This is a genomic window from Haloprofundus salinisoli (genome assembly GCF_020097815.1).
In the GTDB taxonomy this organism is placed as follows: domain Archaea; phylum Halobacteriota; class Halobacteria; order Halobacteriales; family Haloferacaceae; genus Haloprofundus; species Haloprofundus salinisoli.
This window is the reverse complement of sequence record NZ_CP083663.1, coordinates 438,627-461,839: the sequence shown is the minus strand read 5'-3', so window position 1 is coordinate 461,839 and position 23,213 is coordinate 438,627. Positions and strand designations below refer to the sequence as shown.

The 23,213-nt window shown below is 64.6% G+C and carries 29 protein-coding genes; 21 read left to right on the top strand and 8 right to left on the bottom strand.

What is annotated here, in order from left to right:
- Window positions 1-73: 73 nt before the first annotated feature.
- Entirely contained in the window at window positions 74-259 is a 186-nt protein-coding gene (locus LAQ73_RS02460; protein ID WP_224269674.1) for a hypothetical protein, read from the top strand.
- A 29-nt stretch (window positions 260-288) separates the two neighbouring features.
- Here the strand turns inward: LAQ73_RS02460 and LAQ73_RS02455 are convergent, their stop codons facing one another.
- The 3 genes from LAQ73_RS02455 to LAQ73_RS02445 form a co-directional block, all read right to left on the bottom strand.
- The gene (locus LAQ73_RS02455) at window positions 289-630 is read right to left on the bottom strand and encodes a hypothetical protein (RefSeq protein WP_224269673.1); all 342 of its coding nucleotides are present in this window, start codon (window positions 628-630) and stop codon (window positions 289-291) included.
- 74 nt (window positions 631-704) lie between these two features.
- The gene (locus LAQ73_RS02450; RefSeq protein WP_224269672.1) at window positions 705-1,052 is read right to left on the bottom strand and encodes a hypothetical protein; all 348 of its coding nucleotides are present in this window, start codon (window positions 1,050-1,052) and stop codon (window positions 705-707) included.
- A gap of 68 nt (window positions 1,053-1,120) precedes the next feature.
- A complete protein-coding gene (locus LAQ73_RS02445) occupies window positions 1,121-2,221 on the bottom strand; it encodes a mechanosensitive ion channel family protein (protein ID WP_224269671.1) in 1,101 nt (366 codons plus the stop codon).
- A gap of 159 nt (window positions 2,222-2,380) precedes the next feature.
- Between LAQ73_RS02445 and folP the strand changes: the two genes are divergently transcribed.
- Complete coding sequence (gene folP / locus LAQ73_RS02440) at window positions 2,381-4,918, top strand: dihydropteroate synthase (protein ID WP_224269670.1); 2,538 nt, start codon at window positions 2,381-2,383, stop codon at window positions 4,916-4,918.
- 40 nt (window positions 4,919-4,958) lie between these two features.
- On the opposite strand, the gene LAQ73_RS02435 is transcribed toward folP, so the two are convergent.
- Complete coding sequence (locus tag LAQ73_RS02435; RefSeq protein WP_224269669.1) at window positions 4,959-5,180, bottom strand: DUF6199 family natural product biosynthesis protein; 222 nt, start codon at window positions 5,178-5,180, stop codon at window positions 4,959-4,961.
- A gap of 338 nt (window positions 5,181-5,518) precedes the next feature.
- Here LAQ73_RS02435 and LAQ73_RS02430 point away from each other — a divergent pair, with 338 nt between their 5' ends.
- The 6 genes from LAQ73_RS02430 to LAQ73_RS02405 all read left to right on the top strand — a co-directional run bounded on the left by LAQ73_RS02430 (window position 5,519) and on the right by LAQ73_RS02405 (window position 9,373).
- A complete protein-coding gene (locus tag LAQ73_RS02430) occupies window positions 5,519-6,169 on the top strand; it encodes a hypothetical protein (RefSeq protein ID WP_224269668.1) in 651 nt (216 codons plus the stop codon).
- A 140-nt stretch (window positions 6,170-6,309) separates the two neighbouring features.
- Window positions 6,310-7,008 (top strand): RNase P subunit p30 family protein, encoded by a 699-nt coding sequence (locus tag LAQ73_RS02425; protein WP_224269667.1) that lies wholly within the window; start codon window positions 6,310-6,312, stop codon window positions 7,006-7,008.
- Window positions 6,992-7,630, top strand: a complete 639-nt coding sequence (locus tag LAQ73_RS02420) for a class I SAM-dependent methyltransferase (protein ID WP_224269666.1) — start codon at window positions 6,992-6,994, stop codon at window positions 7,628-7,630. Before LAQ73_RS02425 ends, LAQ73_RS02420 begins: the two co-directional genes overlap by 17 nt.
- A gap of 9 nt (window positions 7,631-7,639) precedes the next feature.
- Window positions 7,640-8,119 (top strand): Rpp14/Pop5 family protein, encoded by a 480-nt coding sequence (locus LAQ73_RS02415; protein WP_224269665.1) that lies wholly within the window; start codon window positions 7,640-7,642, stop codon window positions 8,117-8,119.
- Between the two features lie 5 nt (window positions 8,120-8,124).
- Entirely contained in the window at window positions 8,125-8,877 is a 753-nt protein-coding gene (psmA, locus tag LAQ73_RS02410) for an archaeal proteasome endopeptidase complex subunit alpha (protein ID WP_224269664.1), read from the top strand.
- 61 nt (window positions 8,878-8,938) lie between these two features.
- Window positions 8,939-9,373 carry a GNAT family N-acetyltransferase gene (locus LAQ73_RS02405; protein ID WP_224269663.1) on the top strand — a complete coding sequence of 145 codons (435 nt, stop codon included), beginning with the start codon at window positions 8,939-8,941 and terminating at the stop codon, window positions 9,371-9,373.
- 30 nt (window positions 9,374-9,403) lie between these two features.
- Here LAQ73_RS02405 and LAQ73_RS02400 read toward each other — a convergent pair whose 3' ends face one another.
- Together LAQ73_RS02400 and LAQ73_RS02395 are read right to left on the bottom strand one after the other, a co-directional pair.
- On the bottom strand, window positions 9,404-9,757 hold the full coding sequence (locus LAQ73_RS02400) for a helix-turn-helix transcriptional regulator (protein WP_224269662.1): 354 nt from the start codon (window positions 9,755-9,757) through the stop codon (window positions 9,404-9,406).
- 60 nt (window positions 9,758-9,817) lie between these two features.
- A complete protein-coding gene (locus tag LAQ73_RS02395; protein ID WP_224269661.1) occupies window positions 9,818-10,558 on the bottom strand; it encodes an NRDE family protein in 741 nt (246 codons plus the stop codon).
- Window positions 10,559-10,790: 232 nt separating this feature from the next.
- Here LAQ73_RS02395 and LAQ73_RS02390 point away from each other — a divergent pair, with 232 nt between their 5' ends.
- From LAQ73_RS02390 to LAQ73_RS02345, 10 genes are all read left to right on the top strand, one after another.
- Window positions 10,791-11,876, top strand: coding sequence for a glucose 1-dehydrogenase (locus LAQ73_RS02390; RefSeq protein WP_224269660.1), 1,086 nt, complete (start codon window positions 10,791-10,793; stop codon window positions 11,874-11,876).
- Entirely contained in the window at window positions 11,860-12,507 is a 648-nt protein-coding gene (gfcR, locus tag LAQ73_RS02385) for a transcriptional regulator GfcR (RefSeq protein WP_224269659.1), read from the top strand. The genes LAQ73_RS02390 and gfcR overlap by 17 nt, the downstream gene beginning before the upstream one ends.
- A complete protein-coding gene (locus tag LAQ73_RS02380) occupies window positions 12,504-12,884 on the top strand; it encodes a cupin domain-containing protein (RefSeq protein ID WP_224269658.1) in 381 nt (126 codons plus the stop codon). The genes gfcR and LAQ73_RS02380 overlap by 4 nt, the downstream gene beginning before the upstream one ends.
- A 295-nt stretch (window positions 12,885-13,179) precedes the next feature.
- Window positions 13,180-13,524, top strand: a complete 345-nt coding sequence (locus LAQ73_RS02375; RefSeq protein WP_224269657.1) for a glutaredoxin family protein — start codon at window positions 13,180-13,182, stop codon at window positions 13,522-13,524.
- A 130-nt stretch (window positions 13,525-13,654) separates the two neighbouring features.
- Window positions 13,655-14,221 carry a DUF7110 family protein gene (locus LAQ73_RS02370; protein ID WP_224269656.1) on the top strand — a complete coding sequence of 189 codons (567 nt, stop codon included), beginning with the start codon at window positions 13,655-13,657 and terminating at the stop codon, window positions 14,219-14,221.
- 175 nt (window positions 14,222-14,396) lie between these two features.
- The gene (locus LAQ73_RS02365; RefSeq protein ID WP_224269655.1) at window positions 14,397-15,368 is read left to right on the top strand and encodes a phosphoadenosine phosphosulfate reductase family protein; all 972 of its coding nucleotides are present in this window, start codon (window positions 14,397-14,399) and stop codon (window positions 15,366-15,368) included.
- A 186-nt stretch (window positions 15,369-15,554) separates the two neighbouring features.
- Entirely contained in the window at window positions 15,555-16,508 is a 954-nt protein-coding gene (locus LAQ73_RS02360; protein ID WP_224269654.1) for a phosphoadenosine phosphosulfate reductase family protein, read from the top strand.
- A gap of 314 nt (window positions 16,509-16,822) precedes the next feature.
- Complete coding sequence (locus LAQ73_RS02355) at window positions 16,823-17,149, top strand: cupin domain-containing protein (protein WP_224269653.1); 327 nt, start codon at window positions 16,823-16,825, stop codon at window positions 17,147-17,149.
- Between the two features lie 124 nt (window positions 17,150-17,273).
- Complete coding sequence (locus LAQ73_RS02350; RefSeq protein ID WP_224269652.1) at window positions 17,274-17,540, top strand: hypothetical protein; 267 nt, start codon at window positions 17,274-17,276, stop codon at window positions 17,538-17,540.
- Between the two features lie 77 nt (window positions 17,541-17,617).
- On the top strand, window positions 17,618-18,334 hold the full coding sequence (locus tag LAQ73_RS02345) for a diphthine--ammonia ligase (RefSeq protein WP_224269651.1): 717 nt from the start codon (window positions 17,618-17,620) through the stop codon (window positions 18,332-18,334).
- A gap of 68 nt (window positions 18,335-18,402) precedes the next feature.
- Here the strand turns inward: LAQ73_RS02345 and LAQ73_RS02340 are convergent, their stop codons facing one another.
- The gene (locus tag LAQ73_RS02340) at window positions 18,403-19,371 is read right to left on the bottom strand and encodes a nucleotidyltransferase family protein (RefSeq protein WP_224269650.1); all 969 of its coding nucleotides are present in this window, start codon (window positions 19,369-19,371) and stop codon (window positions 18,403-18,405) included.
- 90 nt (window positions 19,372-19,461) lie between these two features.
- Between LAQ73_RS02340 and LAQ73_RS02335 the strand changes: the two genes are divergently transcribed.
- Window positions 19,462-19,749, top strand: a complete 288-nt coding sequence (locus tag LAQ73_RS02335; RefSeq protein ID WP_224269649.1) for a transcriptional regulator — start codon at window positions 19,462-19,464, stop codon at window positions 19,747-19,749.
- Between the two features lie 32 nt (window positions 19,750-19,781).
- On the opposite strand, the gene LAQ73_RS02330 is transcribed toward LAQ73_RS02335, so the two are convergent.
- Entirely contained in the window at window positions 19,782-20,477 is a 696-nt protein-coding gene (locus LAQ73_RS02330; protein WP_224269648.1) for a DJ-1/PfpI family protein, read from the bottom strand.
- Between the two features lie 182 nt (window positions 20,478-20,659).
- On the opposite strand from LAQ73_RS02330, the gene LAQ73_RS02325 reads away from it, so the two are divergent.
- On the top strand, window positions 20,660-20,932 hold the full coding sequence (locus tag LAQ73_RS02325) for a hypothetical protein (protein WP_224269647.1): 273 nt from the start codon (window positions 20,660-20,662) through the stop codon (window positions 20,930-20,932).
- A gap of 108 nt (window positions 20,933-21,040) precedes the next feature.
- Window positions 21,041-23,089, top strand: coding sequence for an ABC transporter substrate-binding protein (locus tag LAQ73_RS02320; RefSeq protein ID WP_224269646.1), 2,049 nt, complete (start codon window positions 21,041-21,043; stop codon window positions 23,087-23,089).
- Window positions 23,090-23,213: the final 124 nt, after the last annotated feature.

Genomic DNA, 23,213 nt, shown 5'->3' with positions numbered 1-23,213 from the left:
CCATTTCACGTCCAGTCACTCAGCGAGAGATTCGCGTGGGTAGTTTTATCAGGCTTCCGTGCGAAATGTTACCATGCACGTTGCGTTTCTCGTCGTCGGCGCGGTGTTTCTCAGCATCGGGGCGTACATGGGTGTCGGCGGCGACACCGGCTCGACGCCTGTCTGGCTCGCACTGGGCGTCGTCTTCCTCACGCTCGGCGTGGTGCTGGACACCGACCGGAGCGTGCGGCGAGAAGGGGAACGACTCCGGCCCGAGTGACGGGCGCGGGCGGCGTCGTCGCGTGACGATTAGCTCTCGTCGTTGCGAAGGTGGTCGTTCGGGAAGCACTCGCCGAGCGAGTGCAACAGATCTATCGTGTCCCGTTTCGTCTCGGCGTCGAGGTCGTTTAGCGTCTCCACGTCGTTGAGCGCCTGTCTGAGCAGCGGGAGGCTCAGTCGCTGGTCCAGGTGGACGACCGGCAGGTAGAGGTCTTCGAACGACTCCGGCGGGATGCCGGACGTCGACAGCAGGAAGTAGTCGTCGAGGTCCGCGAGGTCGTCCGTGGCGAAGTCGCTCTCGGAGAGCGAGCGGTTCGGGGCGTCCTTCGTCGCGCCACGAATCGTCGGCTCGTGTAGCGTGTACTCTGTCACACGAAATACACCACGCCAGGAATATTATTCGTTGGGGCGGTCGAATCGACACCGGCTCCCGGTGGCACCTCCGCTTACGTCTCGTCGTTCGAATCGTCGCTCCCCTCGCGCGACTCGTCGACTTCGCTCTCGTCTACGTCTTCGTGTCTGTCGACGTCCTCGCGGTCGGCGGCTTCAGTCTCCGACGGGTCGTCGCCGTCGCCCTCCGTCGGGTCGTCGACGGACGCCTCCGTGGACTCACTCTCCGCCGATGCCGCCTCGTCGAACGTCGCCGCCTCGCCGCCGAACTTCGATTTGAGCGTCTTTCTGGCGACGTAGACGCCGCCGGCCGCGGCGCCTCCGGCGACGACAGCACCCGGGACGCCGTACTTTTTGTAGCCGTACTTCGCCGCCTTCCGACCGATAGTGACGGTACCGAGCATCTCGTCTGTATAACGCCGCGCCAGCGGGAACCGATGTGGGCTTGTTCGCTCAGGGTGTTTTTATCCGGTCAGTTGTCCCGAGCGGGTATCTGGGTAGCGACGGAGTCGGAGGGGTTTCTCCGGGAGTGCGTCTGCTGCGGGAACGGAATGGAGATGTCTTCGCGCTCGTACGCCGCCTTCACCTCCCGGATGACCGCACCTTTGGCCTTCCAGAACCGTCGCATCGTCGGTTCGCCGATCCAAAAGCGGAGTTCGAGCAGTATCGACGACTCACCGAACTCCTGCGGAATCGCCCGCGGCGAGGGAACGTCGCGGACCGTATCGACGTCGCGTATCGCCGCCTCAGCGACCTCCTGTGCGTGTTCGAGGTCCGTTTCGTAGTCGACGCCGACCTCCAGTTCGATGCGGAGGCGGTCGCTGCGCGAGTAGTTCATCAACTGGTTGTTGGTGATGTGGTCGTTCGGGACGAGCAGATGTTCGTCGCTGTACGTCCGCAGTTTCGTGTTGATGATGGTCACATCCTCGACGATACCGGAACGGCCGTCGACTTCGACCCAGTCGCCGGCGCGAAACGGCCGCGAGAGCAGCAGGACGAACCCTGCGATTATCGCTGCGAGCGTCTCGCGGGCCGCGAGGCCGATGACGGCGCTTGCGACCCCCGCGCCGATGAACAGGTCGCCGAGTTGGATACCCCACAGGTAGAGCAACACGGTGACGCCGAAGCCGAAGATACCGACGTTGGTGACGTGGTAGGCGACCTCGCTCTGATGTTTGGTCAGCGCGTCGGTCGCCGCCAGGCGGTCGATAGAGCGGTTGACCAGTCGAACGACCAGATACGCCGTAGCCAACACCGCGACGGTCACCACCTGTCTGACCGCCGTCCACCGGTCGACGAGAACCGCCTGCGCGAGCACGTCGAAAACGACGACGAGGTTCCAGACGGCCGCAAGCGCCAACACCGCCGCCGCGAGCTCGGCGACCAGCAGCGTCACCGTCACCATCTCCGCGATATCGCTGTCGTATCTCGCCTCGACTTCCGGTCTCAAACGGGTTATCAGCACGAAGCCGACGAGAAATGCGATGGCGACGGCGACGGTCTGTTCGAACGGTGACCAGTCGACGAACGTCGCCGCCACTTCTCCGATGGACGTCGAAAGCGCAGCACTCATGAAAGTCGGGAGAGAAAGTAGGAGTTCCACGTAGTTCCGTTCGTTCCTGGTATTTACAAGCAAGATAGTTCGAACCGGACGCGACGACCTCTCTATCCGACCGGCGAGTCCGTTGAGTGGTCCGATAGGCCTAAGCGGAGTCGCAGACTCACCCGTTGCATGAACTACTCCGAGGCGGCGAACTTTCTCTTCGACCTCCGCCGCTTTCAGGTAAAGCCGGGGACCGAGTCGGTTCGGGCGCTGCTGGCCCACCTCGGAGATCCCCACGAACACGTCCGGTTCGTCCAGGTCGCGGGGTCGAACGGGAAGGGAAGCACCGCGCGGATGGTCGAGTCGACGCTCCGAGAGGCGGGGTGCAACGTCGGACTCTACACCTCGCCGCATTTCGACAGCCTCCGCGAACGCGTCCGCGTCGACGGGCGGAAGATGCCCGAGTCGGCGCTCTGCGAGTTCGTCGAGGAGGCGAAGCCGTACCTCGTCGACCGCGCGGCGGCGGGCGAACCGCTCACGTTCTTCGAGACGGTCACGGCGCTCGGCCTCTGGTACTTCGGCCGCAGCGACGTCGATGTCGCCGTGCTGGAGGTCGGGATGGGCGGCGAACTCGACGCGACGAGCGTCGTCGACCCCGTCGCCAGCGCCGTCACGAACGTCACGCTCGAACACACGGCGGTGCTCGGCGACACCATCGAGGAGATTGCGACGACGAAAGCCCACGTCGCGCCCGCGGACCGACCGCTCGTCACCGCCGCGACGGGCGAGGCACTGGCTGCCGTTCGAGCGCAGGCCGGCGACGTAGTTACCGTCTCGGATGCGAGCGACGCAGACGCCCCCCAAAACCCCGACCTCCGAGTGAGCTACGAGGGTCGGGTCAACCACACCGAGTCCGTCGTCATCGCCTCGCAGGGGAGCTTCGAGGTCGAAGCCCGGATTCCGATGCTCGGCGCGTACCAGGCGAAAAACGCGGGCGTCGCCGTCGCGCTGGCCCGTCAGGCGGCCGACGAGGTCGGCGTCGACCTCGACGCGGAGACAGTCGCCCGCGGCCTCCGCAACGCGCACTGGCCGGGACGGTTCGAGGTGATGCAGCGAGAGCCGATGGTCGTCCTCGACGGCGCGCACAACCCGGGGGCGTTCGAGGTTCTCGCGGCCGTGCTCTCGGAGTTCGACTACGAGGAACTCCACCTCGTCTTCGGCGCGATGCACGACAAGGACCACCGCGAGATGGCCGCCGCCCTGCCGACGCCCGACTCCGTGACGACGTGTCGACCGAATCTCAGCCGAGCCGAAGACCCCGAGATCCTCGCCCGCGTCTTCGAGCGGACGGGCGTCGAATCGGTCGACAGCGTCAGTTCGGTCTCCGACGCGCTGTCGAACGCCCTCGACCGAGCCGGTCCCGACGACTGCGTGCTCCTCACCGGTTCCTTGTTCTGCGTCGCCGAGGCGCGGCGGCGTTGGACGCGATTGGAGGTTCCGAAGGCGGTCGACTCTCGGGTCGAGGCGCGGACGACGCTGGAGCGCGCGGGGGCGGCGCCCGAGGCCGTCGCCGCCGCCGAGGACGACATCGTCCACCGCGTCGTGAAGACGCAGGTCGAGAGCCGACAGGCGCGAGCGCTCGAAACCGAGATGGCCCGTCTCGGCGGGCAGTGCGTCGCCGCCGGACTCGACAGCGACGGCGAACTCCACGACGTCGTCCTCTCGGGGACGCTCGGGCAGTTCGACCGACTGCTCGCCCGCATCGACGGCGGGTTCGTGAGCAGAGCGAACGAACCCTCATCCGACTCGAACGAGTCCGACGGCGGTCCGTTCGGCCTCTCGCAGGTCGCCGCCGACCTCCGCGAGCGTCTCGAACTCGGCGACACCGGGGGCAGCGGCGAGTCCGCTGACTCGGCGTACCCGTGGACCGACAGCGTCTCCGTGATGGGGATTCTGAACGTGACGCCCGACTCCTTTCACGACGGCGGCGAGTTCTTCGACGCCGACGACGCCGTCGAGCAAGCGCGGGCGATGGTCGACGCGGGCGCAGACGTCATCGACGTCGGCGGCGAGAGCACCCGCCCCGGCGCGGACCCGGTGTCGGTCGAAGACGAGATTCGGCGGGTCGTGCCGGTCATCGAGGCCATCTCCGAACTCGACGTGGCCGTCTCCGTCGACACGCGGCGAGCGGCAGTCGGCCGGGCGGCGCTCGACGCCGGCGCGGACATCCTCAACGACGTGACCGGCCTCGAAGACCCGGAGATGCGGTTTCTCGCCGCCGAGCGCGAGGTTCCGGTCATCGTCATGCACAGCATCGACGCGCCCGTCGTGCCGGACAGGGATATCGACTACGACGACGTGGTCGAGGACGTCATCGAGGAACTGAACGAGCGCGTCCTCCTGGCCGAGAAGGCGGGTATCCCGCGAGAGCGCGTCATCGTCGACCCCGGCCTCGGTTTCGGCAAGTCCAAACCCGAGAACTTCGAGCTCCTGTCTCGACTCTCCGAGTTCGCGGCGCTCGGCTGTCCGACTCTCGTCGGCCACTCGCACAAATCGATGTTCGAACTCGTCGGGCAGAACGCGGGCGACAACCTCGAAGCGACCATCGCGGGAACTGCTCTAGCAGTTGAACGCGGCGCGGACATCGTCCGCGTCCACGACGTGCCCGAGAACGTCGCGGCCGTTCGGGTCGCGGAGGCGACGAGGAATCCGGGGCGGTTCGAGTAGAGGAGACGAGCGCAGCCTCGAACCGGAGTCGGCAGAGGAGCTACGGGGAGACCACCCAGACGATTCCGACGAGCACCATCACGATTCCGGCGACGCGCGTGAGGCTAACTTTCCAGTCGGCCGGTTCGATTTCGGACCACGAGCGCTTGCTTCCGATGGAGTCGAGTCGTTCTTCGAACTTCGCCACCCGGGAGGGCCAGACCGCGCTCGGGAGACCGAACGACAGCAGCAGCACACCGAACACCTGTACGTCCGTTGCCATGATTCCGGTCGTCAGTTCGTCGATATGTATTTTCCGTTCGCTGTGAGCGAGAGTAGCGAAAAACGCCGGGTTGCGGGGTGGCGACGGACGCAGGTCGGGTCGAGACGAAGGTGAGAGTTGCAGCGGCGCGCGCCGGAGGGTGGCTCCGTCCGCCCGAGAGATGCGCGAGGGAGTCGGGCGCGTTTATGCGCCCGACGAGGCTGGGGAGGTCTGAGGCGGCGGTGCGGTCGTCTCGGTGCGCCCGGCAGCCGTGTTCGACTCGCTCGTTAGGTACCGCTTTAGGAAACATCGGCGAAATGCCCATCTATTCAAGAAGTTGTCCTGTGCAACTTCATCTAATGAGTACCGACTGTGCGTTTCTGGCCGTAGATATGGATGCAGTTCATCCAACTGCGGTCGATACTGCCTACTACACACGCTGGGGAATGGAGCATCTTCTCGGCGACGCAACTCCTAGACACCTCGAACTGCTTCGTCGGTCAGCGGAATCCCTCTCAGAACTGTACGAAACACTCGAACTCCCTCCGGCGAAAAACCCCTTCGACTTCGCTGAGTTTGCACTGTGTGTCGAGGGGAACCCCGCTCTCAGAAGCCCGGTCATCTACTCGATGGCGTACTGGCAACCGTCGTGGAGAGTTCTCAGCCGGAGATTCTGTGACTTCCTCGAAGAAGAGTCACCCGTTGCTCACGCACTGTGGCAGAAATTGCTCGGAGGAATAGGTGACAGCGAGTGGGTTCCGTTCGTCGTCGGTGGGACAGAGTACCGCCTCGGCCACGGTGGTTTCCTCCAGGGAGACGAACTGAGTGAGATGTCGGGTGCGTTGGAGCCGGTACTCCCGAAGCTCCCGACGTTCTACGAGACTCTGGATAAACGAGAGCAGGGACGGAACGCAGTCGTCGGACACGCAGTAGAGACCATCTACAATCTCTGCCGTCAGCTTGCGGGACCCGGTGCAGGGTCACCGATACTGCTCTACTACACGTACTAGCCAACACGTCTGTGTGTCTACAGAGGGGAGACAGGGTGTAACCGCTACGCACAACACGGTGACAGGACCGGACCACAGCCCCCGCTAAATCCCGAAACCGACAAGCACCCACAACGACGACAAAAATCAGACAGCCCAAGATGTACGAAGCGGTCCACGCCTACCCCGACGGCGACAGCACCCCCTCGCGCTTCGCCCGCACCGCGGCCGACTACGGTTTCGAGGGCGTCGTCGTCCGGTCGCAGAGCGCACCCGACGTCGACGCCTGCGAGCGCGCGAGCGACCGCTACGGAGTCGACGTCGTCGACGCCGTCGAAGTCGTCGCCGCGAACCCCGAGCAAGCAAGCGGGTCGGTCGGGAACTTCCGGCCGAAGACCACACTCCTGATTCTCCGCGGCGGCGACGACAAACTGAACCGCTTCGCCACCGAGCAGGCGCGAATCGACGTGCTGTCGCGGCCGATGGCCGGCGGCGACTTCAACCACGTGCTCGCCAAATCCGCGAAACGAAACGGCGTCCGCGTCGAGTTCGACTTTCGACGGGTGCTCCGCGCCGACGGCGGCCGGCGCGTACAGGCGCTCAAGTCGATGCGGAAACTCCGCGAACTCGTCGAGTACTACGACGTCCCGTTCGTCGTCAGCGCGAACCCCACCTCGCACCTGCAACTGCGCGCGCCGCGGGAACTCGTCGCCGTCGGCGAACGCGTGGGGTTCTCCGCCGACCAGATGGAGACCGGCCTCCGCGAGTGGGGCCGCCTCGCGGCGCGAAACCGCGAGCGAACGTCCGAGTCGTTCATAGCCCCGGGGGTCAAACGAGGCAGGTATGAAGAAGACGGTTGAAGAACACGCCGCCCGCTTCTCGAAGATCGCCGCCGACTACGACGAGAGCCAGGACTCCGACGAGTACAAGGCCTGCGCGTCACTCGTCGTCGACCACGCCGACCCCGGCCCCGACGACGTGGTGCTCGACTTGGGCACCGGCACCGGCGCCATCGCGCTCGCGCTCGCGCCGAAGGCGAAGCGCGTCGTCGGCCGCGACATCAGCGAGGGGATGATGGAACAGGCGGAAACGAAAGCCGGGGAACAGGGGATAGCGAACGTCGAGTTCGGCCGCGGGTCGTTCCGCGAACCCGACTACGAGGGCGAGGTCGACGTGGTGGTCTCGAACTTCGCCATGCACCACCTCTCCGACGAGCAGAAGCGCGAGGCCATCGAGGTCATCGCGGAGCTCCGGCCCCGGAAGTTCGTCCTCGGCGACGTGATGTTCTTCGGCGAACCCGACCCCGAAGAGCCGTTCTACAGTCCCGAGGTCGACGACCCCTCGACGGTCGGTCACCTCGTCGACTGTCTCACCGGTGCCGGGTTCGCGCTGACGGCCGTCGAGCGGGTCCACGACCAGGTGGGCGTGCTCGTCGCCGAGCGGTTCGGCGGGGGCGACGACTCCGACGGAAGCGACGAGTAACCACCGCCGATGAAGCACCTGCCGAAGCATCTCCGACCGCGCTGGCGCTATCTCGCGGTCGGGATCGAAACGTGGCCCGACGCGGGGTTCGGCCGCGGTGAGTTCCAGCGCGAGCTCTGGTACGCCGCCCAGAACCTGCTCGGCGACGTCGGGAGCGCCGACGCCGACCTCACGGTGTACGGCTTCGAACTCGGCGATGGCGTCGGTGAAGCGGTCGTCCGCGTCCGACGCGGCCGCGTCGACGACGCCCGCGCCGCGCTCGCCTGTCTGAACAGCGTCGGCGACGCCGAAATCGGGGTGCGCGTCCGCGGCGTCTCCGGAACCGTGCGCGCCTGTGAAGAAAGCTATTTACGCGGCGCGGCCGCATCTTCCGAGAAGAGACAGGTCGTGTTCGAGGGTTCCGAGCGGCCGGCGGTCGTACGCGACGACGTACGCTTCGTCCGCCTCCCCTCGGGCGTTCTCGGCGCGACGGAACTCGATTTCGAGTGATACCTATGCAGGGACAAGCGCAACAGCAGGCGTACGACCGCGGCATCACCATCTTCTCGCCCGACGGCCGACTGTACCAGGTCGAGTACGCACGCGAGGCAGTCAAGCGAGGCACGGCGAGCGTCGGCGTCCGAACCGCCGGCGGCGTCGTGCTGGCTGCGGACAAACGCAGTCGCTCACCGCTGATGGAGCCCTCGAGCGTCGAAAAACTCCACAAGGCCGACGAACACGTCGGCATCGCCTCGGCCGGTCACGTCGCCGACGCGCGCCAACTCATCGATTTCGCCCGCCAACGCGCGCAGGTCAACCGCCTCCGCTACGGCGAGGCCATCGGCATCGAGTCGCTGACGAAGGAGGTCACCGACCACATCCAGCAGTACACGCAGGTCGGCGGCGCGCGCCCCTTCGGCGTCGCGCTCATCGTCGGCGGCATCGAGAACGGCGAACCGCGCCTGTTCGAGACGGATCCGTCGGGGACGCCGTACGAGTGGCAGGCGCTCTCCATCGGCGCGAACCGCGCAGATATCCGCGATTACCTCGAAGAGCACTACACCGAGGACGCGGACCTCGACGGCGGTATCGGCCTCGCGCTCTCGGCGCTCGCGGAGTCGAACGACGAGGGTCTCCAACCGGAGGGCGTCGGCCTCGCCACCATCGACGTGGAGTCCGAGCAGTACACCGAGCGCTCCACCGACGAAATCGAGTCGTATCTCTCCGAACACGACCTGCTGTCGAGCGACGACGAGGACGCCGAGTAAACGACTCCTCCGCCCGCAGCGAACCGAAACCGAACTCTCCCCCCCGCGGCGTTTCTCCGGTATGCATTACGACGTTCGAGCGACGCTACCCTCGGTCGAGACGTATCTGTCGCTCCGCGAGGCCGCCGGGATGAGTCCGCGCTCTCGTGCGGGTGCCGAGCGCGGCCTGCCGAACAGCCTCTACGCGGTGACCGCGTTCGCCGTCGACGGCGCGAGCGAAAGCGACGGAGAGGCCAACGAGACGCCCGTCGGGATGGGTCGAATCGTCGGGGATGGCGGGACCGTCTACCAGATTGTCGATATGGCCGTCCTCCCCGACCATCGGGGCGAAGGCCTGGGGACGAAGATACTGGACGAACTCCTCGCGTTTCTCGACGAGGAGACACCGGCGAACGCGTACGTCAACCTCGTCGCCGACGTGGACGGCTTCTACGAGCGCTTCGGCTTCGAGGAGACCAGACCGGCGTCGAAAGCGATGTATCTCAGAACCGAGTAGCGCGAAAGAACACGGATCGAGAAACAGGAGTTAGTACTCGTCGTACGCGAGGTTCATCAGCCACTGCGAGAAGGCGTCGCTCTTGGGATCGATCTCCTCCTCGCCGATGTACGGCGAGAGCATGTCGCCGGCCATCAACAGCGAGAAGTCGAGGTCGCGGGCCGCCGGTTCGAGGAAGTAGGTGTTGTGGCCCTCGTAGACGGTCTCCGAGCGCTTGATGAGACCCGTCTCGGCGAGTCGCTCGGCGATGCGGCTCCCCTTTCGAGAGCCGATGTCGAGTTGCTTCCAGAAGTCGCTCTGGTGGATGCCCCGCGTCTCGCGGATGAGCTCGAGTCCGCGGCGTTCCTCGGTGGTGAGGTCCGCTTCGAGGTTCGTGGCGCTCACGCGGACACCTCCGTCTGTGGCGTGCGCAGATTCATACTGGATACACGTCCGGCGACCCGCTTAAATGTGGCTTTCGACCGGAACGTAGTCGGTTTCGCAGGGGGGGCCGTCGGCGAACCGATAGCTCGCGCCCTCCTCGCCGATGGCGACGAGCGACGAGGACCGAGTCCCAAAACCGTCTCCGTGGATGCACACGCCGTACTCGTGGTTTCCGAGCGCCGACGCCGCCCGGTCGTGCCACGCCTCCGAGGACTCGCCGGGCTCGGGCTGCAGCGCCTCGCGGAGGCGGCGGGCGTTCTCGGCCTGTCGTTCGCCCGCTTCGGCGCGGAACGACGGGATGGTGAAGGAGTCGTCGGCACCGACGTTGACGACGACGTGGACGCCGGGGTCGAACCGCGGGACGCGGAGACGGCCGTCCCACTCGAAGAGAAACGCCGCGTTCGCGTCGGCGACGACGAGGTTGAAGCCGTCGTAGCTCCGCTCGTCGAGTTCGCGTTCGACGAACCGGGCGGCGGCTTCGGCGGACTCCCGACGGAGTGCGTCGCGGACGAGCAGTCCGCGGGAGCGGTCCGCCGCCGGGTCTGCGTCTATCCATCGGTTCGTGATGCCGACGAACAGACCGTGCTCGTTGTAGCCGACCCACGTGCCGCCCGCCTCGGCGTCGCGCGGGGCGACGACTGCCGGATCGTCCTCGATGCGCGCCGGGGGTTCCGAGGGGCGGCCGAACGCTTCGTCGCGGTTGGCCGCGACGACGACGGGCGCGTCTGGAAACACCTGCCACGCGAGCGTTAGTGTGCACACCCTCTACTGTAGGACACCGCGTCGGATAAACTCCGTTGCGGACGCTCGCTTCCGAAGAAGAGCCGCGAAAGAGCCACGGGGTGGCGGTGAGCGCTCACGTGGCTGGCTGGATGACGCTCGCGGTTGCGAGTCACGCGACGGGGCTGAAGCGTCGCGCACGGCGCTCACCGACGATCCTAGTGTTTACTCGGTATAGAATAAATGTTTTGGTGGTCAGGATCTTAGCCCGAGTATGAAAGCGATAGCGGTGTACGAGGGAGACGGGAAACCGAGCGTCGTCGACGTCCCGAAGCCGGAGCCGTCGACGGGGGAAGCGCTCGTCCGAACGCTTCGCGTCGGCGTCGACGGCACCGACCACGAGGTGTTGAGTGGGGGCCACGGTGGGTTCCCCGAGGGAGAGGAGTATCTCGTGCTCGGCCACGAGGCCGTCGGCGTCGTCGAGGACCCCAACGGCACCGGCCTCGAACGCGGCGACGTCGTCGTTCCCACCGTTCGCCGGCCGCCGAACGGTCCCAACGAGTACTTCGAGCGCGGCGAGCCCGACATGGCCCCGGCGGGCGAGTACCACGAACGCGGCATCGACGGCGCACACGGCTTCATGGCGGAGTACTTCACGAGTCCCGAGGAGTATCTCGTGTCCATCCCCGCGGAGCTCGCGTCGGTCGGCTTCCTCGTCGAACCCGTCTCCATCTCCGAGAAGGCCATCGAACACGCTTACGCCTCGCGCTCCGCGTTCGAGTGGAACCCCGAGACGGCGCTCGTGCTCGGCAACGGGAGTCTCGGCCTACTCACGCTGGCGATGCTCGGTATCGAGTACGGCTACGACGCCGACCGCCTCTACTGTCTAGGACGTCGCGACCGCCCCGACGCGACCATCGACGTCATCGAGAAATTGGGGGCGACGTACGTCGACTCCCGAGAGACGCCGGTCGACGAGATTCCCGACGTTCACGAACCGATGGACTACATCTACGAGGCGACCGGATTCCCGAAACACGTCTTCCAGTCGGTTCACGCGCTCGCGCCGAACGGCGTCGCGGCGCTCTTGGGCGTGCCGAGCGACTGGGAGTTCGAAGTCGACGGAGGCGCGTTCCACAGCGAGCTCGTCCTGCACAACAAGGCGCTCGTCGGCAGCGTCAACTCCCACGTCAAGCACTTCGAGGCGGCGACCGAGTCGCTGGCGTCGATGCCGGAGTGGCTCTTGGACGCGCTCGTCACCGGAATCTACGGCCTCGACGAGTTCGGGCGGGCGTTCGACGACGACGACACCACTATAAAAACCGCCGTTCAATTCAGTACGTATGAAGAACGTCGATGACCTCATCTCCAGTGCGGCGGAGTTGGCAGAACGCGGCCTCTCGAAGGGCGAGATCGCCGACGAACTGAACGTCTCCCGCGAGACGGCGAGCTGGCTCGTCGAGCGCAGCGGCGCGACGAGTTCCGAACCCGAGACGACGAGCACCGCTCCCTCCGGCGGCACCGGGCCCGACGACATCCACGTCGACTGGAACACCGTCGGCCGCGACAGCGCTCGTCTCAGTTACGTGGCGTGGGCGATGGCCGACCTGCTCGGAAAGGAGGGCGATGACGTCGACCTCACCATTGGTATCGAGAAAGCCGGTGCACCGCTGGCGACGGTGGTCGCCCGCGAACTCGACACCGACCTCGGAACGTTCGCCCCCGCGAAACACCAGTGGGAGGAGGGCGACATCGAGGACCTCGGCGGCAGTTTCTCCCGGAACTTCGCGCAGATTCGCGACCGCAGCTGCTACGTCGTCGACGACACCATCACGAGCGGCACGACGATGCGCCAAACCATCGAAGCCGTCCACGACCACGGCGGGACCGTCGAGGCCGCCGTCGTCATCGTCGACAAGCAGGGCATCGAGGAGATAGACGGCGTCCCGGTGTACTCGCTCATCAACGTCGTCCGCGTCGGCGAGGAGTGAGCGCGCTGCCGCCAGCGAAAGTTTCGCTCGCAGAGGCGTTCGACTCGTTCGACGAGCAGTGGTCTCCGCGCGTCGCCGCCGAACTGAACGGTCAGGCGGTGAAACTCGCCAAAGTCGAAGGTGAGTTCGTCTGGCACAGCCACGACGACGCCGACGAACTGTTCTTCGTCAGCTCGGGGGAACTCCGTATCGAGTTCCGTGACGCCGAAGCTGTGACGCTCCAGTCGGGCGAACTGCTCGTCGTGCCGGCAGGGGTCGAACATCGGCCCGTCGCCGACGCGGAAGCGGAGATTCTGCTCTTCGAACCGGCGGCGACGAGAAACACCGGCGACGTCGACGACGAGTTGACGCAGACCGAGACGACGTATCTCGATTGACCGGCAGCGCCACCGACCCCGAGTAACAGACGGGCCAGTGACCTCTCGCGCGGCGAACAGGCGGCCGAACCGGTATCGAATTCATCTCCGCGAGCGGGTGGCCGCGCACCCTCGAGCCGCCCGCGGTCGGTGGTCACGACACGCGGGAAGGTGGCCCCGTGTTCGCAGTTGAAGCTTCGCACCGCCCGTGAGTCGTAGTTCGTGAGAGCGGCAGGTCGTCGCTACCTGCGAAGGGACCGATCGTTCCACCGCGCGGGGCGGAACCCCTATCTGTCGGGGTGTCATACCCCTTCGCATGACGTTCCAACCGGAAAGCGGCCTCGACGCCGACGAGGTCCAAGAGCGAGTCGACGAGATCATCGCGGAGAACGACGTCGTGCTGTTCATGAAGGGGAACCGCCTGATGCCGCAGTGCGGCTACTCGATGCGAGCGGTCGAACTCATCGGTCAGCACCGCGAGGGGTTCGAGACGGTCGACGTGCTCCCCGCACTCGACCAGTACCGCGCCGCGCTGTCGGAGCACAGCGGATGGGAGACGATTCCGCAGACGTACGTGAACGGTGAGTTCGTGGGCGGAAGCGACATCCTCGCCGAACTCGACGAACGCGGCGAACTCGAAGCGACACTCGACTCGTCGTAATTTCTTCGTGTGTTTTCTCCCGAGAATTGAAGGGTAGCCACTATATGTCCACCGCCCCTAGTGGACACGCGTACCGGCATTTGCGCAGTATCGCGCAGTACCGACCCACCCCCATCAGAAGCACAAGAAAATGTCAGGCCGCGTATATCGACTCCATTCGACGCTCGAACTGCCACTCGAAGATGTCGAGGATTACTTCGACGAGAATCCCGACCTGCCGGCGGAGGTCGCCGACATCGACATCACACGACGAAACAACACCCTCATCATCAAAGCCATCTCCGACGACGAGAGCCTGAGTAAGTACACGCCGACGGCACAGCTCAAGGCGAGCGTCACGGAGACGCGCGTGTACGAAGAGGAACCACCGCGCGCCGGCGGCCCGCAGTGGGCCCAGGACGAGGAGGAGGAGATTCCCTCCGAACTCGTCGAGTTCGCCTGCTTCAAGGGCGACCGAGAGACGGTACTGCAGAACACGGCGCTGCAGTTCCCGATGTTTCAGGTGTTGTGCGAGATCGCGAAGCTCGCCGAGAAAGGAACGCTCACCGCAATCACGGAGGAGGAAGGCGACCTGCGCGCGACCCGCATCGTCGAAGGCGACGTTCGCCCGGCGAGCGTCGAAGTCGTCGAGAACCCCCAGCAGAACAGCTCGAACGGAAACGGCATCAACTGGCGCGACAACAAGTTCATCAACTGAACGGCGACAGTTTCTCCCGGCAGACCGAATCCGAACGAGCGGTTACGCGGCCTTCGACACGTCCGGTGCGTTCGACGCGTTCGATGGATAGAGCGTGTGATTCGCACGCATGCCAACGCACAGATTGCGAAGAGCCATAAGACACTTTACTCCAGTAATTATATCTCATTACGAGATGCCCGAAGGCTTCCCAGACTATCTCGACGTAGAGTACACCGACGGTGAGGGTGAGACCGCTGAGGACTATCCGAGCATCCAGCACAAGATAGAGAAAGCCATCGAGGTGACGAAAACCGGCCTCGAAGAGTACGAGAACCCCGCCGTGATGTGGACCGGGGGGAAGGACTCGACGCTGACGCTGTACTTCGTCAACGAGGTCGCCGAGCGCTACGACCTCGAAAAGCCGCCTGCGGTGTTCATCGACCACTACCAGCATTTCGACGACCTGTTCGACTTCGTCGAGCGCTGGGCCGACGAGTGGGACCTCGACGTGAAGTACGCTCGCAACACCGACGTCGGCGACTACGTCGACGAACACGGGCTGACCCCCGGCGACGACATTCCGGTCTCGGAGCTCTCCGAACACAACCAGCACCACGTCCGGAACATCCTCGAGTACGAAGAGGACACGTTCCCGTTCCTGCTCGACACGTACGTCGGCAACCACCTGCTGAAGACCGTCGCGCTGAACGACACCCTCGAATCCGAGGACATCGACGGCATCATCTCCGGCATTCGCTGGGACGAACAGGAGGCCCGCGCCGACGAGACGTTCTTCTCGCCGCGTCACGACCCGGAGATCTACCCGCCGCACGACCGTATTCAACCGATTCTCCAGTTCGACGAGGCCGACGTCTGGGAGGCGTTCTGGCACTTCGTCGTGCCCGAAAGCGTCGACGAGTTCCCCGACGAAGGGTACGTCCCGCAGGATTACGACGACCTGCCGAACGGTCTCACTCACGAGGATATCCCGGTGTCGCCGAAGTACTTCGAGGGCTTCCGCTCGCTGGGTAGCGAGGTCTCCACCGACAAGACGGAGTCCACGCCCGCGTGGCTGCAGGACCTCGACAACACGACCGAGCGCGCGGGCCGCGCCCAGGACAAAGAGGACCTGATGGAGCGCCTGCGCGACCTCGGCTACATGTGAAGTCGGCAGGTTACTGCCGCTGACCCGTCTCGGTGTCGAGACGGCCCGGCCGACGCATCGCTTTCTTCCGATTTCGCCGACGAACGAGCGACAGCGGCGTCGAACGAAATCGCCGGCTCGACCGTGTTCTATGCCAGCCAGTAGCCGCGGAAAGGTAGATGGTCTCGGCAGTGGATGTATCGGTCGATGACCGAGCAGTTCCCCGAGTACATCGACGTGGATTACGACGCCGGAGCCTCCCAGACCGCCGCCGACTACCCGTCGCTCGCCGACAAGGTCGAGAAGGCCGCCGAGCTGACCGCGACGGCGCTCGAACAGTACCGCAACCCGGCGGTGATGTGGACCGGCGGGAAGGACTCGACGCTCGTCCTCTACGTCGTGATGGAGGTCGCCCGCGAGAACGGCCGCGACGTACCGCCGGTCGTCTTCATCGACCACTTCGAGCACTTCCCCGAAGTGACCGCGTTCGTCGACCGCTGGGTCGACGAGTGGGACCTCGAACTCGTCGTCGCGCGCAACGAGGAGTTCGCCCGCCTCGGCGCGGAGCCCGGCGACGAGTTCACCGTGAGCGAACTCAGCGAAGCGACGCAGAAGGAGCTCACTCGACTGGAGTACGACGACGAGACGCTCGTCCTCGACGCCGACACGTTCGTCGGCAACCACCTGCTGAAAACCGTCGCGCTGAACGAGACGCTCACCGAGTACGGATTCGACGGCATCTTCTCGGGCGTCCGCTGGGACGAACAGGAGTCCCGCGCCGACGAGACGTTCTTCAGCCCGCGGCACGACTCCGAGAAGTACCCGCCGCACGACCGCATCCACACCATCCTTCAGTTCGACGAAGGCGACGTCTGGGACGCCTTCTGGCAGTTCGTGGTCCCCGACACCGTCGAGGGCTACCCGGCCGGACACGTCCCCGAGTCGCGCGAGGATTTGCCCGAGGGCCTGGCCGCCGAGGACCTCCCCGTCTCGCCGAAGTACTTCGAGGGCTTCCGCTCACTCGGCACCGAGTCGGGCTCTGCGAAGTCCGACGAGCGCCCGGCGTGGATGCAGGATTTGGACGGAACGACTGAGCGAGAGGGCCGCGCACAGGACAAAGAGAACATCATGGGCCGGTTGCGCGACCTGGGATACATGTGAGCGCTCGGCGAATCGACCCGATTCGATAAACCCTTTCGCGCGATACGCAATCACGTGTCGCCCGAATTCGGTTTCAGAGGGCGGGCTATTTTCAAACCATCCGCTCAGTATACGATGAATAAAGGCCCGCCTTATCTCCTATTCTCTGAGATCGTGGGATCGTCCGCTCAGTAGGTGAATCGTCGTGGTCGACCGTTCGGGCCGATTCGACCGACAGATTCAGTCGAGTAGCGCAAAACGACATCTCTGACGGAAAATCGGATGCAGGCCCAGCAGACACGCTTATATAACGAACATTCGTTTAGATTAAACGTATGGACGGGTCGATAGTCAAGGCAGCAGATGCCGAACAAAACGAGTTTCAGGGCGTCAACTTCGACGTACTCGCGGTCGGCGAGGAGTCGATGGTGACGAAGATGCATTTCGAGAAGGGAAACGACGTGCCGCCTCACAGTCACGAAAGCGAGCAGAGCGGCTACGTCGTCTCGGGTCGCTACCGTCTTCGGTTCGGTGACCGCGACGAGATTCTCGAAACCGGCGACAGCTACTCGATACCGGGAGGGGTCGAGCACAGCTACGGAGTTCTCGAATCCGGCACCGTTATCGACGTGTTCTCCCCGCCACGGGAGGAGTACCGGTGAGACTCGCTCAGGCGGGATGTCGCGGCGGCGGGCCAACTCCCCGGTCGACGGGAATAGTCTGGTTCTGAACACTCTCCCCCTCACCTCGCTATACCCATTTGACCCCAAAGCGAGTACACCGACTATGGACGCGAACGACGACCCCGATTCGGTACCCGACTGCGTCTCCGAGGCCGAAATCCCCACGAGCGACATCGTCGAAGTGATTCGGTGCGCGCCGCAACCGGTCGTCAACACGGGCTACCTCGCAGAGCGGTTCGGCGTGCCGCTCTGGGCGATGTACGAACGGCTCGAAGCGTTGACCGAGACGGGTGTGCTCGAACATATGGAGGTACGAGAGCGAGGCCACCTCTGGTGGCAGTCGCTCGAAACGGAGCGCGACGCGTACTGACGCGGAGGAGGTGTTCGAGAACCCGACGAGAGCGCCGAATCGTAGCGCGTAAACCCCGTTCGTCACTACCGTTTCCAATGACCGACGACTGGGTGAGCCTCTTTTCGGGCGGCAAAGACTCCTCGTGGGCGCTCTACCGGGCGCTCGAAGACGGACTGAACGTGAGCCGACTGCTCACCGTCCACCCCGAGGGCGACTCGTACATGTATCACGTCCCCGAGACGCGACTGGCGCGACTCGCCGCCGAGAGCGTCGGCATCGAACTCGTCGAAGTCGAACCCGACTCCTTCGAGGCCGATTCGGCGACCGACTCCGGCGAACAGGGTGACGCCGAGCTCGAACCGATGGAAGCCGCACTGCGCGAGCTACGGGGCGAACTCGATTTGGCGGGCGTCACCGCAGGCGCAGTGGAAAGCGAGTTCCAGACGAACCGGATTCAACAGATGTGCGACCGCCTCGGCATCGATCTGTTCGCGCCGCTGTGGCAGGAGAATCCGCGCGAACTCGCCGACGCGATGCTCGACGCCGGCTTCGAGATCACCATCGTCCAAGTCGCCGCGCACGGCCTCGACGAGTCGTGGGTGGGCCGCGCGTTCGACGCCGACGCGCTCGCGGAGTTGGAGGAACTCAACGAGGAGTACGGCGTGCACATCCTCGGCGAAGGCGGCGAGTTCGAGACGCTGGTGACCGACGGACCGCACATGTCCCGGCCCATCGAGTTGGAGTACGAGACGGAGTGGGAGGGGACCCGAGGACGGATTCGGGTGACTGAGGCGCGACTCGGGGAGAGGTAGCGGCTCGTCTGCGGGCGAGTGAACGGGCAGTCGGTGAGGAAAAAGAGACTACCCGAGCGGGATCCTCGTCACTCCTCGCCGACCAGTTTCGAGTGCTCGCCGACGAGCGTCTCGGTCAACTGCAGACCCTCGATACGAGTCTCCTGGTCGGTGATCGTATCGCGTAGCGTCGAGTCGCGGACCGTCGCGTCCGAGAAGACGACGGAACGTTCGAGCGCCGAGTCGCGGACCTCGGCTCCGGCCAGCACCTGCACGTTCTCGCCGAGTTCGCTGTTCTCGACCGTCGCGTCCTCGTGAACGAAGTTCTCGCCGCCGAGTTTCCACGCGACGGCTTCGAGGTAGCTCTCGGGCGTCCCGATGTCGTACCAGGCTTCGTCGAAACTGAACGCGTAGACGGAGTCGCGCGACTGCAGCCACTGGAGGAACCAGCCGGGTTCGTCGGGGTTGTTGTCGGATTCGAGATACTCGTCGAGTTTCGGCAGCGTCTCGGCGGGGAACGCGTAGCAGGCGATGGAGACGAGCGTGCTCTTGGGGTCTTCGGGCTTCTCCTGGAACTCGACGACCTGGTCGCCGTCGAGACGGACGAGACCGTACGACTTCGCGCGCTCGCGCGACCCGACGTCGTAGGCGGCCAGAATCGGCGACTCCTTCTCCTCGAAGAAGTCGACGAACTCGGCGACGTCGAAACTGATGAGGTTGTCGCCGGCGATGACGACCAGGTCCTCCTCGACGCCTTCGCGCTCGACTAACTCCGCGAGCGCACCGACGACGCCGAACTTCTCGTCCTCGGCCCTGGTCTCCTCGACCGACAGCGTCGGTTTCTCGAACTCGGAGTCGGCGAGGTGCGCCTCGAACTCGTCGGCGAAGTACTCGTTCGTGCTCACGAACACCTCGGAGATTCGGTCGTCGGCTTCGAGGTCGGCGAATATCGTGTCGATGACTGTCGACTCCCCCACCGGGAGGAACATCTTCGGGCGTTGCTTGGTAATCGGCCAAAGTCGTGTGGCGTAGCCTCCGGCAAGGACGACTGCCTTCATGAGCGAACAATCAATGCCAGCCATGATGACTGTTTTGCCCGAATTGACGATGTTGAAAAAGAATTTGGCCGCTCGGCCGTACTCGAAGCTATGAACGAAACCGAGACCACCCGACAGCGAATCGCCGACGCGCTGAGAGACGAACCGCTGACGGCGAGCGGTCTCTCGACGCGAGTGGACGCGCCTCGGTCGGTCGTCTACGACCATCTCCGACACGTCGCCCAGTCGCTCGACGGCACCGACGAGCGATTTCTGGTTGCTCCGCCGGAGTGTCGAAACTGCGGCTTCTCGAACTTCGACGACCCGGTGAACTACCCCTCGCGGTGTCCCGACTGCCGGAGCGAGAGCATCGAGGAAGCGGTGTTCAAAATCGAGTGAGACCGGCGGGGCCGGCGCTCGTTCGCGGCCGCTTACGTGCTCTTCGCTTCGATACCCAACTCGTCGAGCAGCGTCGTCGCCGCCGCGCGCGAGGATTCGGGCCCGCGCGCGGTGATGAGGTCGCCGTCGACGGTGACGCTGGTGTCGGCGTCGAGTTCGGCGTCCCAGTTCGCGCCCGCGGCCATGACCTCGTCTTCGACCCAGTACGGCAGTTTCCGGCCGTCCGGCATCACGTCGTTCTCGTCGACGATGTCGTCTTCCCACTCGTTGGGGAAGCCGGTCACGTCGCGCTCGTTGACGACGTACTTGCCCTCTTCGGTGTGCGCGAACCCGAGGATGCCGACGGCGTGACAGACGACGAGCGCCTTCCCTTCGTCGCCGGCGACGGCATCGCGCAGAATCGCTCTCGCGTGTTTGTCCTGGTTGATGTCCCAGACGGTGCCGTGCCCGCCGGGGAAGACGACGACGTCGTAGCCGGACGCCGACACCGTCGCGATCGGTTCGGGATCGGTCAGTCTGTCGTCTGATTCGTGGATCTCTCGGAGCCGTTCGGACTCCTCCTCGCCGACGGTGTCGGGGTCGAGCGAGCGCTCGTCGACGACCGGCGGCGACCCGCTCGGAGTGGCGACGGTGACGTCGACACCCGCCTCCGAGAGCGTGGTGAGCGGTTCGATGCACTCCTCGGCCCAGTACCCCTCCTCGCTGACGATGAACAGTGCGGATACCATCGTTCGAAGCGTACGGTCCTGAACCGCAAAAGCGATGGGGCGAGCGTGGAATCGTCAGGACCGAAACTCCAACGGTCCGGAGACGAAGCGGCGAGCGACCGGGACGCGGTCGGAGGCGTCCGTCGCCGGGTCGCGCGTGCGAGCACGGAGGTATTATGTAGAGTCGGCCGTACCGACTCGATATGCTCGATACTCGTGGCGTGCTGGCGATTCTCGTCAGCGTAGCGTTTCTCGCCGGAATGTTCTCCTATCGGCGCGGGCGGGAGGTCGAGGCGTTCTTTCTGCTCGGCGGCGGGTTCGCGCTGGCGGCGTTCTGGGGCCTCATGGGGATGGCGCTGTCGCGGACCGGCCCCACGCAGGTACCCGGAGATATCTATCTGGCTATGTCAGGATCCGCAGTAGTGATGAGCATGTACTTCTTCATCGAAGGCCACTCGACGCTCAGAGACCGCTAAATCCGGGGCGTTCGACCGACTCTTTCGTTACTTGTGAGCTAACTACACACTGAACTCTGATGAGAATACCATCAAATATAAGTATGGGATACGTCAACGTGGTGCTGCATGTCTGACGATTCGATGAACGGTAGTCGCCGCCGGTTCCTCAAAGCCTCCGGTGCAGGCGCTGTAGCCCTCACACTCGCCGGGTGCAGTGACGATGGCAACAGCGGAGACGACCAGAGCGGAGACGACCAGAGCGGAGACAGTTCTGAGGACGACACCCCTCAACAGAACACGACGAACCCCGACGAAGTGACGCGCGGCGGAACGTTCACCGTCGGGATGGACCAGCAGCCGAAAGGGATCAACCCGCTTTCGACCTCTTCGGCGTACTCGTGGAGCATCCTCGACTTCGTTTACTGCTGGGGGACGACTATCGACCCAGTCAACTTCGAGGTACATCCGAGCGCCTACACGGAGTGGACCGTCGAGAACGCCGACGGCGACGACGCGGAACCCGACGTCTACTTCAACGTCCGCGAGGGTCTCACGTTCAGCGACGGCGAGGACCTGACCGTCGAGGACGTCATCTTCACGTACAACTACCTGATGGAGAAGAAGCCGGGGCGCTACGTCTCGGCGATGGAACCCGTCCAGACGGTCGAGGAGGCCGACAACGACTGGGACGTTCACATGAAGCTCTCCCAGCCCATCGGCACCTACGACTCGACGCAGCTCCAGGTTCCGCTGCTGCCGAAACACATCTGGGAGGAAGTCGACGACTACCAGGCGTACCAGCCCCAGGACAACGGCGGCCCCATCGGTGCGGGCCCCGGCGAAATCACGACGTACAGCCCCGACACCGCCATCGAAGTCACGTTCCGTGACGAAGCGCCGCTGCAGAACCTCCAGTGGATCAAAGACCACGACAACCTGCTGGCGGGCGGTCCGTTCATCGACTCGGTTCGCTTCAAAATCTACGGCAGCCAGTCGGCGCTCACGCAGGCGTTCCTCAACGGCGAAATCGACACCCTCTACCAGAGCATCGAGACCTCGAAGGTCGAGCAGGTCGAGAACACCGAGGGCATGAGCATCGTCCAGGGGCACGACACCGGGTACGGCCACTACTCGTTCAACCTCCGCCGGACGCCGCTCGACGACCTCGCGTTCCGTCAGGTGCTCGGCTTCGCCTTCGACGACATCTACTGGACCCAGCAGCTCCAGCGCGGCTACGTTCAGGAAGGCGACTTCGTCATGCCGCCCGGCTACTCCGCGGTGCGTCCGGACGCGGGCGACGATGGCGAACTGCTGACCGGCGCGGCGAGCCAGGCGTTCACCTTCCGCGGCGTCGACGCGACCAGCTCCGAAGTCGACGTCGAGGGCATCCGCCAGTTCCTCACCGACGGGCAGGTCGTCAACGGCGAGAGCGGCACCTACGTCGGCCTCGACTACCCCGGCAGCCTCACCGACGTGACCGCAGGCCAGAGCGAGGCGAAACACGACTACACCTTCGGCGAAGTCGAATCCGACGTCCTGCAGGACGCCGACACCGACCAGGAGATTCGCATCAACGGCGAGACCATCACCGAGATCAACGACGGTCCGCTGCAGATGCTCATCTACCCGGCGAAGGACTCGCCGAAGACCGCCCAGATGGTCGAACGGTACGTCGGTAACCTCCGCTCCATCGGGATCCCCATCGAGCGCGAAGTGATGACGTTCAACACGATGCTGAACGCCGTCTACGCCAACGAGGACTTCGACATCTACCCGATGTCGTGGAGCAGCCTCTCGCCGTTCGGTGCGAGTTCGCTCTACGGCCTCTTCCACAGCGACAACGCCGACGACCACAGCGAAGAGAACGAAAACGGCGAGACCAACACGGACACGCTGCTCAACAACCCGATGGGCTACGGTCTCTTCGAGGACGCGACGGCCGACGACCTCATCTCGCAGTGCCGCACCGAGATGGACACCGAGACGCGCAACAATCTCGCAAAGCAGGCCGTCGAGCAGATCTACCTCGACTTCCCGACGATGATCACTTCGTACACGCAGGTGCAGTGGCCGGTCAACTCCGGCGATTGGACCGGTTTCGTCGGTAACATCCCGGGTCCGGGCGACAGCTACCTCGGCACGAACATCATGCAGGTCCACCAGAAGGACAGCTAAGTCGACGGCGACTTTCGCCGACACTCGTCGTTTCTTTCTCTCTCTTTATCCGCCGTTGTAGCGCCCGCTTCGGCCTTTTCTTTCCGCGAAAACGTAGTAATCCAACACATTCATAACCACGCTT

Coding starts and splice junctions, on each gene's coding strand:
- LAQ73_RS02450 (WP_224269672.1), bottom strand. CDS start 1,052: ATGCTCGGTACCGTCACTATCGGTCGGAAGGCGGCGAAGTACGGCTAC.
- LAQ73_RS02420 (WP_224269666.1), top strand. CDS start 6,992: ATGAAGAAGACGGTTGAAGAACACGCCGCCCGCTTCTCGAAGATCGCC.
- LAQ73_RS02335 (WP_224269649.1), top strand. CDS start 19,462: ATGAACGAAACCGAGACCACCCGACAGCGAATCGCCGACGCGCTGAGA.
- folP (WP_224269670.1), top strand. CDS start 2,381: ATGAACTACTCCGAGGCGGCGAACTTTCTCTTCGACCTCCGCCGCTTT.
- LAQ73_RS02325 (WP_224269647.1), top strand. CDS start 20,660: ATGCTCGATACTCGTGGCGTGCTGGCGATTCTCGTCAGCGTAGCGTTT.
- LAQ73_RS02365 (WP_224269655.1), top strand. CDS start 14,397: ATGCCCGAAGGCTTCCCAGACTATCTCGACGTAGAGTACACCGACGGT.
- LAQ73_RS02360 (WP_224269654.1), top strand. CDS start 15,555: ATGACCGAGCAGTTCCCCGAGTACATCGACGTGGATTACGACGCCGGA.
- LAQ73_RS02430 (WP_224269668.1), top strand. CDS start 5,519: ATGAGTACCGACTGTGCGTTTCTGGCCGTAGATATGGATGCAGTTCAT.
- LAQ73_RS02390 (WP_224269660.1), top strand. CDS start 10,791: ATGAAAGCGATAGCGGTGTACGAGGGAGACGGGAAACCGAGCGTCGTC.
- LAQ73_RS02425 (WP_224269667.1), top strand. CDS start 6,310: ATGTACGAAGCGGTCCACGCCTACCCCGACGGCGACAGCACCCCCTCG.
- LAQ73_RS02355 (WP_224269653.1), top strand. CDS start 16,823: ATGGACGGGTCGATAGTCAAGGCAGCAGATGCCGAACAAAACGAGTTT.
- LAQ73_RS02435 (WP_224269669.1), bottom strand. CDS start 5,180: ATGGCAACGGACGTACAGGTGTTCGGTGTGCTGCTGCTGTCGTTCGGT.
- LAQ73_RS02345 (WP_224269651.1), top strand. CDS start 17,618: ATGACCGACGACTGGGTGAGCCTCTTTTCGGGCGGCAAAGACTCCTCG.
- LAQ73_RS02330 (WP_224269648.1), bottom strand. CDS start 20,477: ATGGTATCCGCACTGTTCATCGTCAGCGAGGAGGGGTACTGGGCCGAG.
- psmA (WP_224269664.1), top strand. CDS start 8,125: ATGCAGGGACAAGCGCAACAGCAGGCGTACGACCGCGGCATCACCATC.
- LAQ73_RS02320 (WP_224269646.1), top strand. CDS start 21,041: ATGTCTGACGATTCGATGAACGGTAGTCGCCGCCGGTTCCTCAAAGCC.
- LAQ73_RS02415 (WP_224269665.1), top strand. CDS start 7,640: ATGAAGCACCTGCCGAAGCATCTCCGACCGCGCTGGCGCTATCTCGCG.
- LAQ73_RS02350 (WP_224269652.1), top strand. CDS start 17,274: ATGGACGCGAACGACGACCCCGATTCGGTACCCGACTGCGTCTCCGAG.
- LAQ73_RS02370 (WP_224269656.1), top strand. CDS start 13,655: ATGTCAGGCCGCGTATATCGACTCCATTCGACGCTCGAACTGCCACTC.
- gfcR (WP_224269659.1), top strand. CDS start 11,860: ATGAAGAACGTCGATGACCTCATCTCCAGTGCGGCGGAGTTGGCAGAA.
- LAQ73_RS02405 (WP_224269663.1), top strand. CDS start 8,939: ATGCATTACGACGTTCGAGCGACGCTACCCTCGGTCGAGACGTATCTG.
- LAQ73_RS02460 (WP_224269674.1), top strand. CDS start 74: ATGCACGTTGCGTTTCTCGTCGTCGGCGCGGTGTTTCTCAGCATCGGG.
- LAQ73_RS02445 (WP_224269671.1), bottom strand. CDS start 2,221: ATGAGTGCTGCGCTTTCGACGTCCATCGGAGAAGTGGCGGCGACGTTC.
- LAQ73_RS02375 (WP_224269657.1), top strand. CDS start 13,180: ATGACGTTCCAACCGGAAAGCGGCCTCGACGCCGACGAGGTCCAAGAG.
- LAQ73_RS02340 (WP_224269650.1), bottom strand. CDS start 19,371: ATGAAGGCAGTCGTCCTTGCCGGAGGCTACGCCACACGACTTTGGCCG.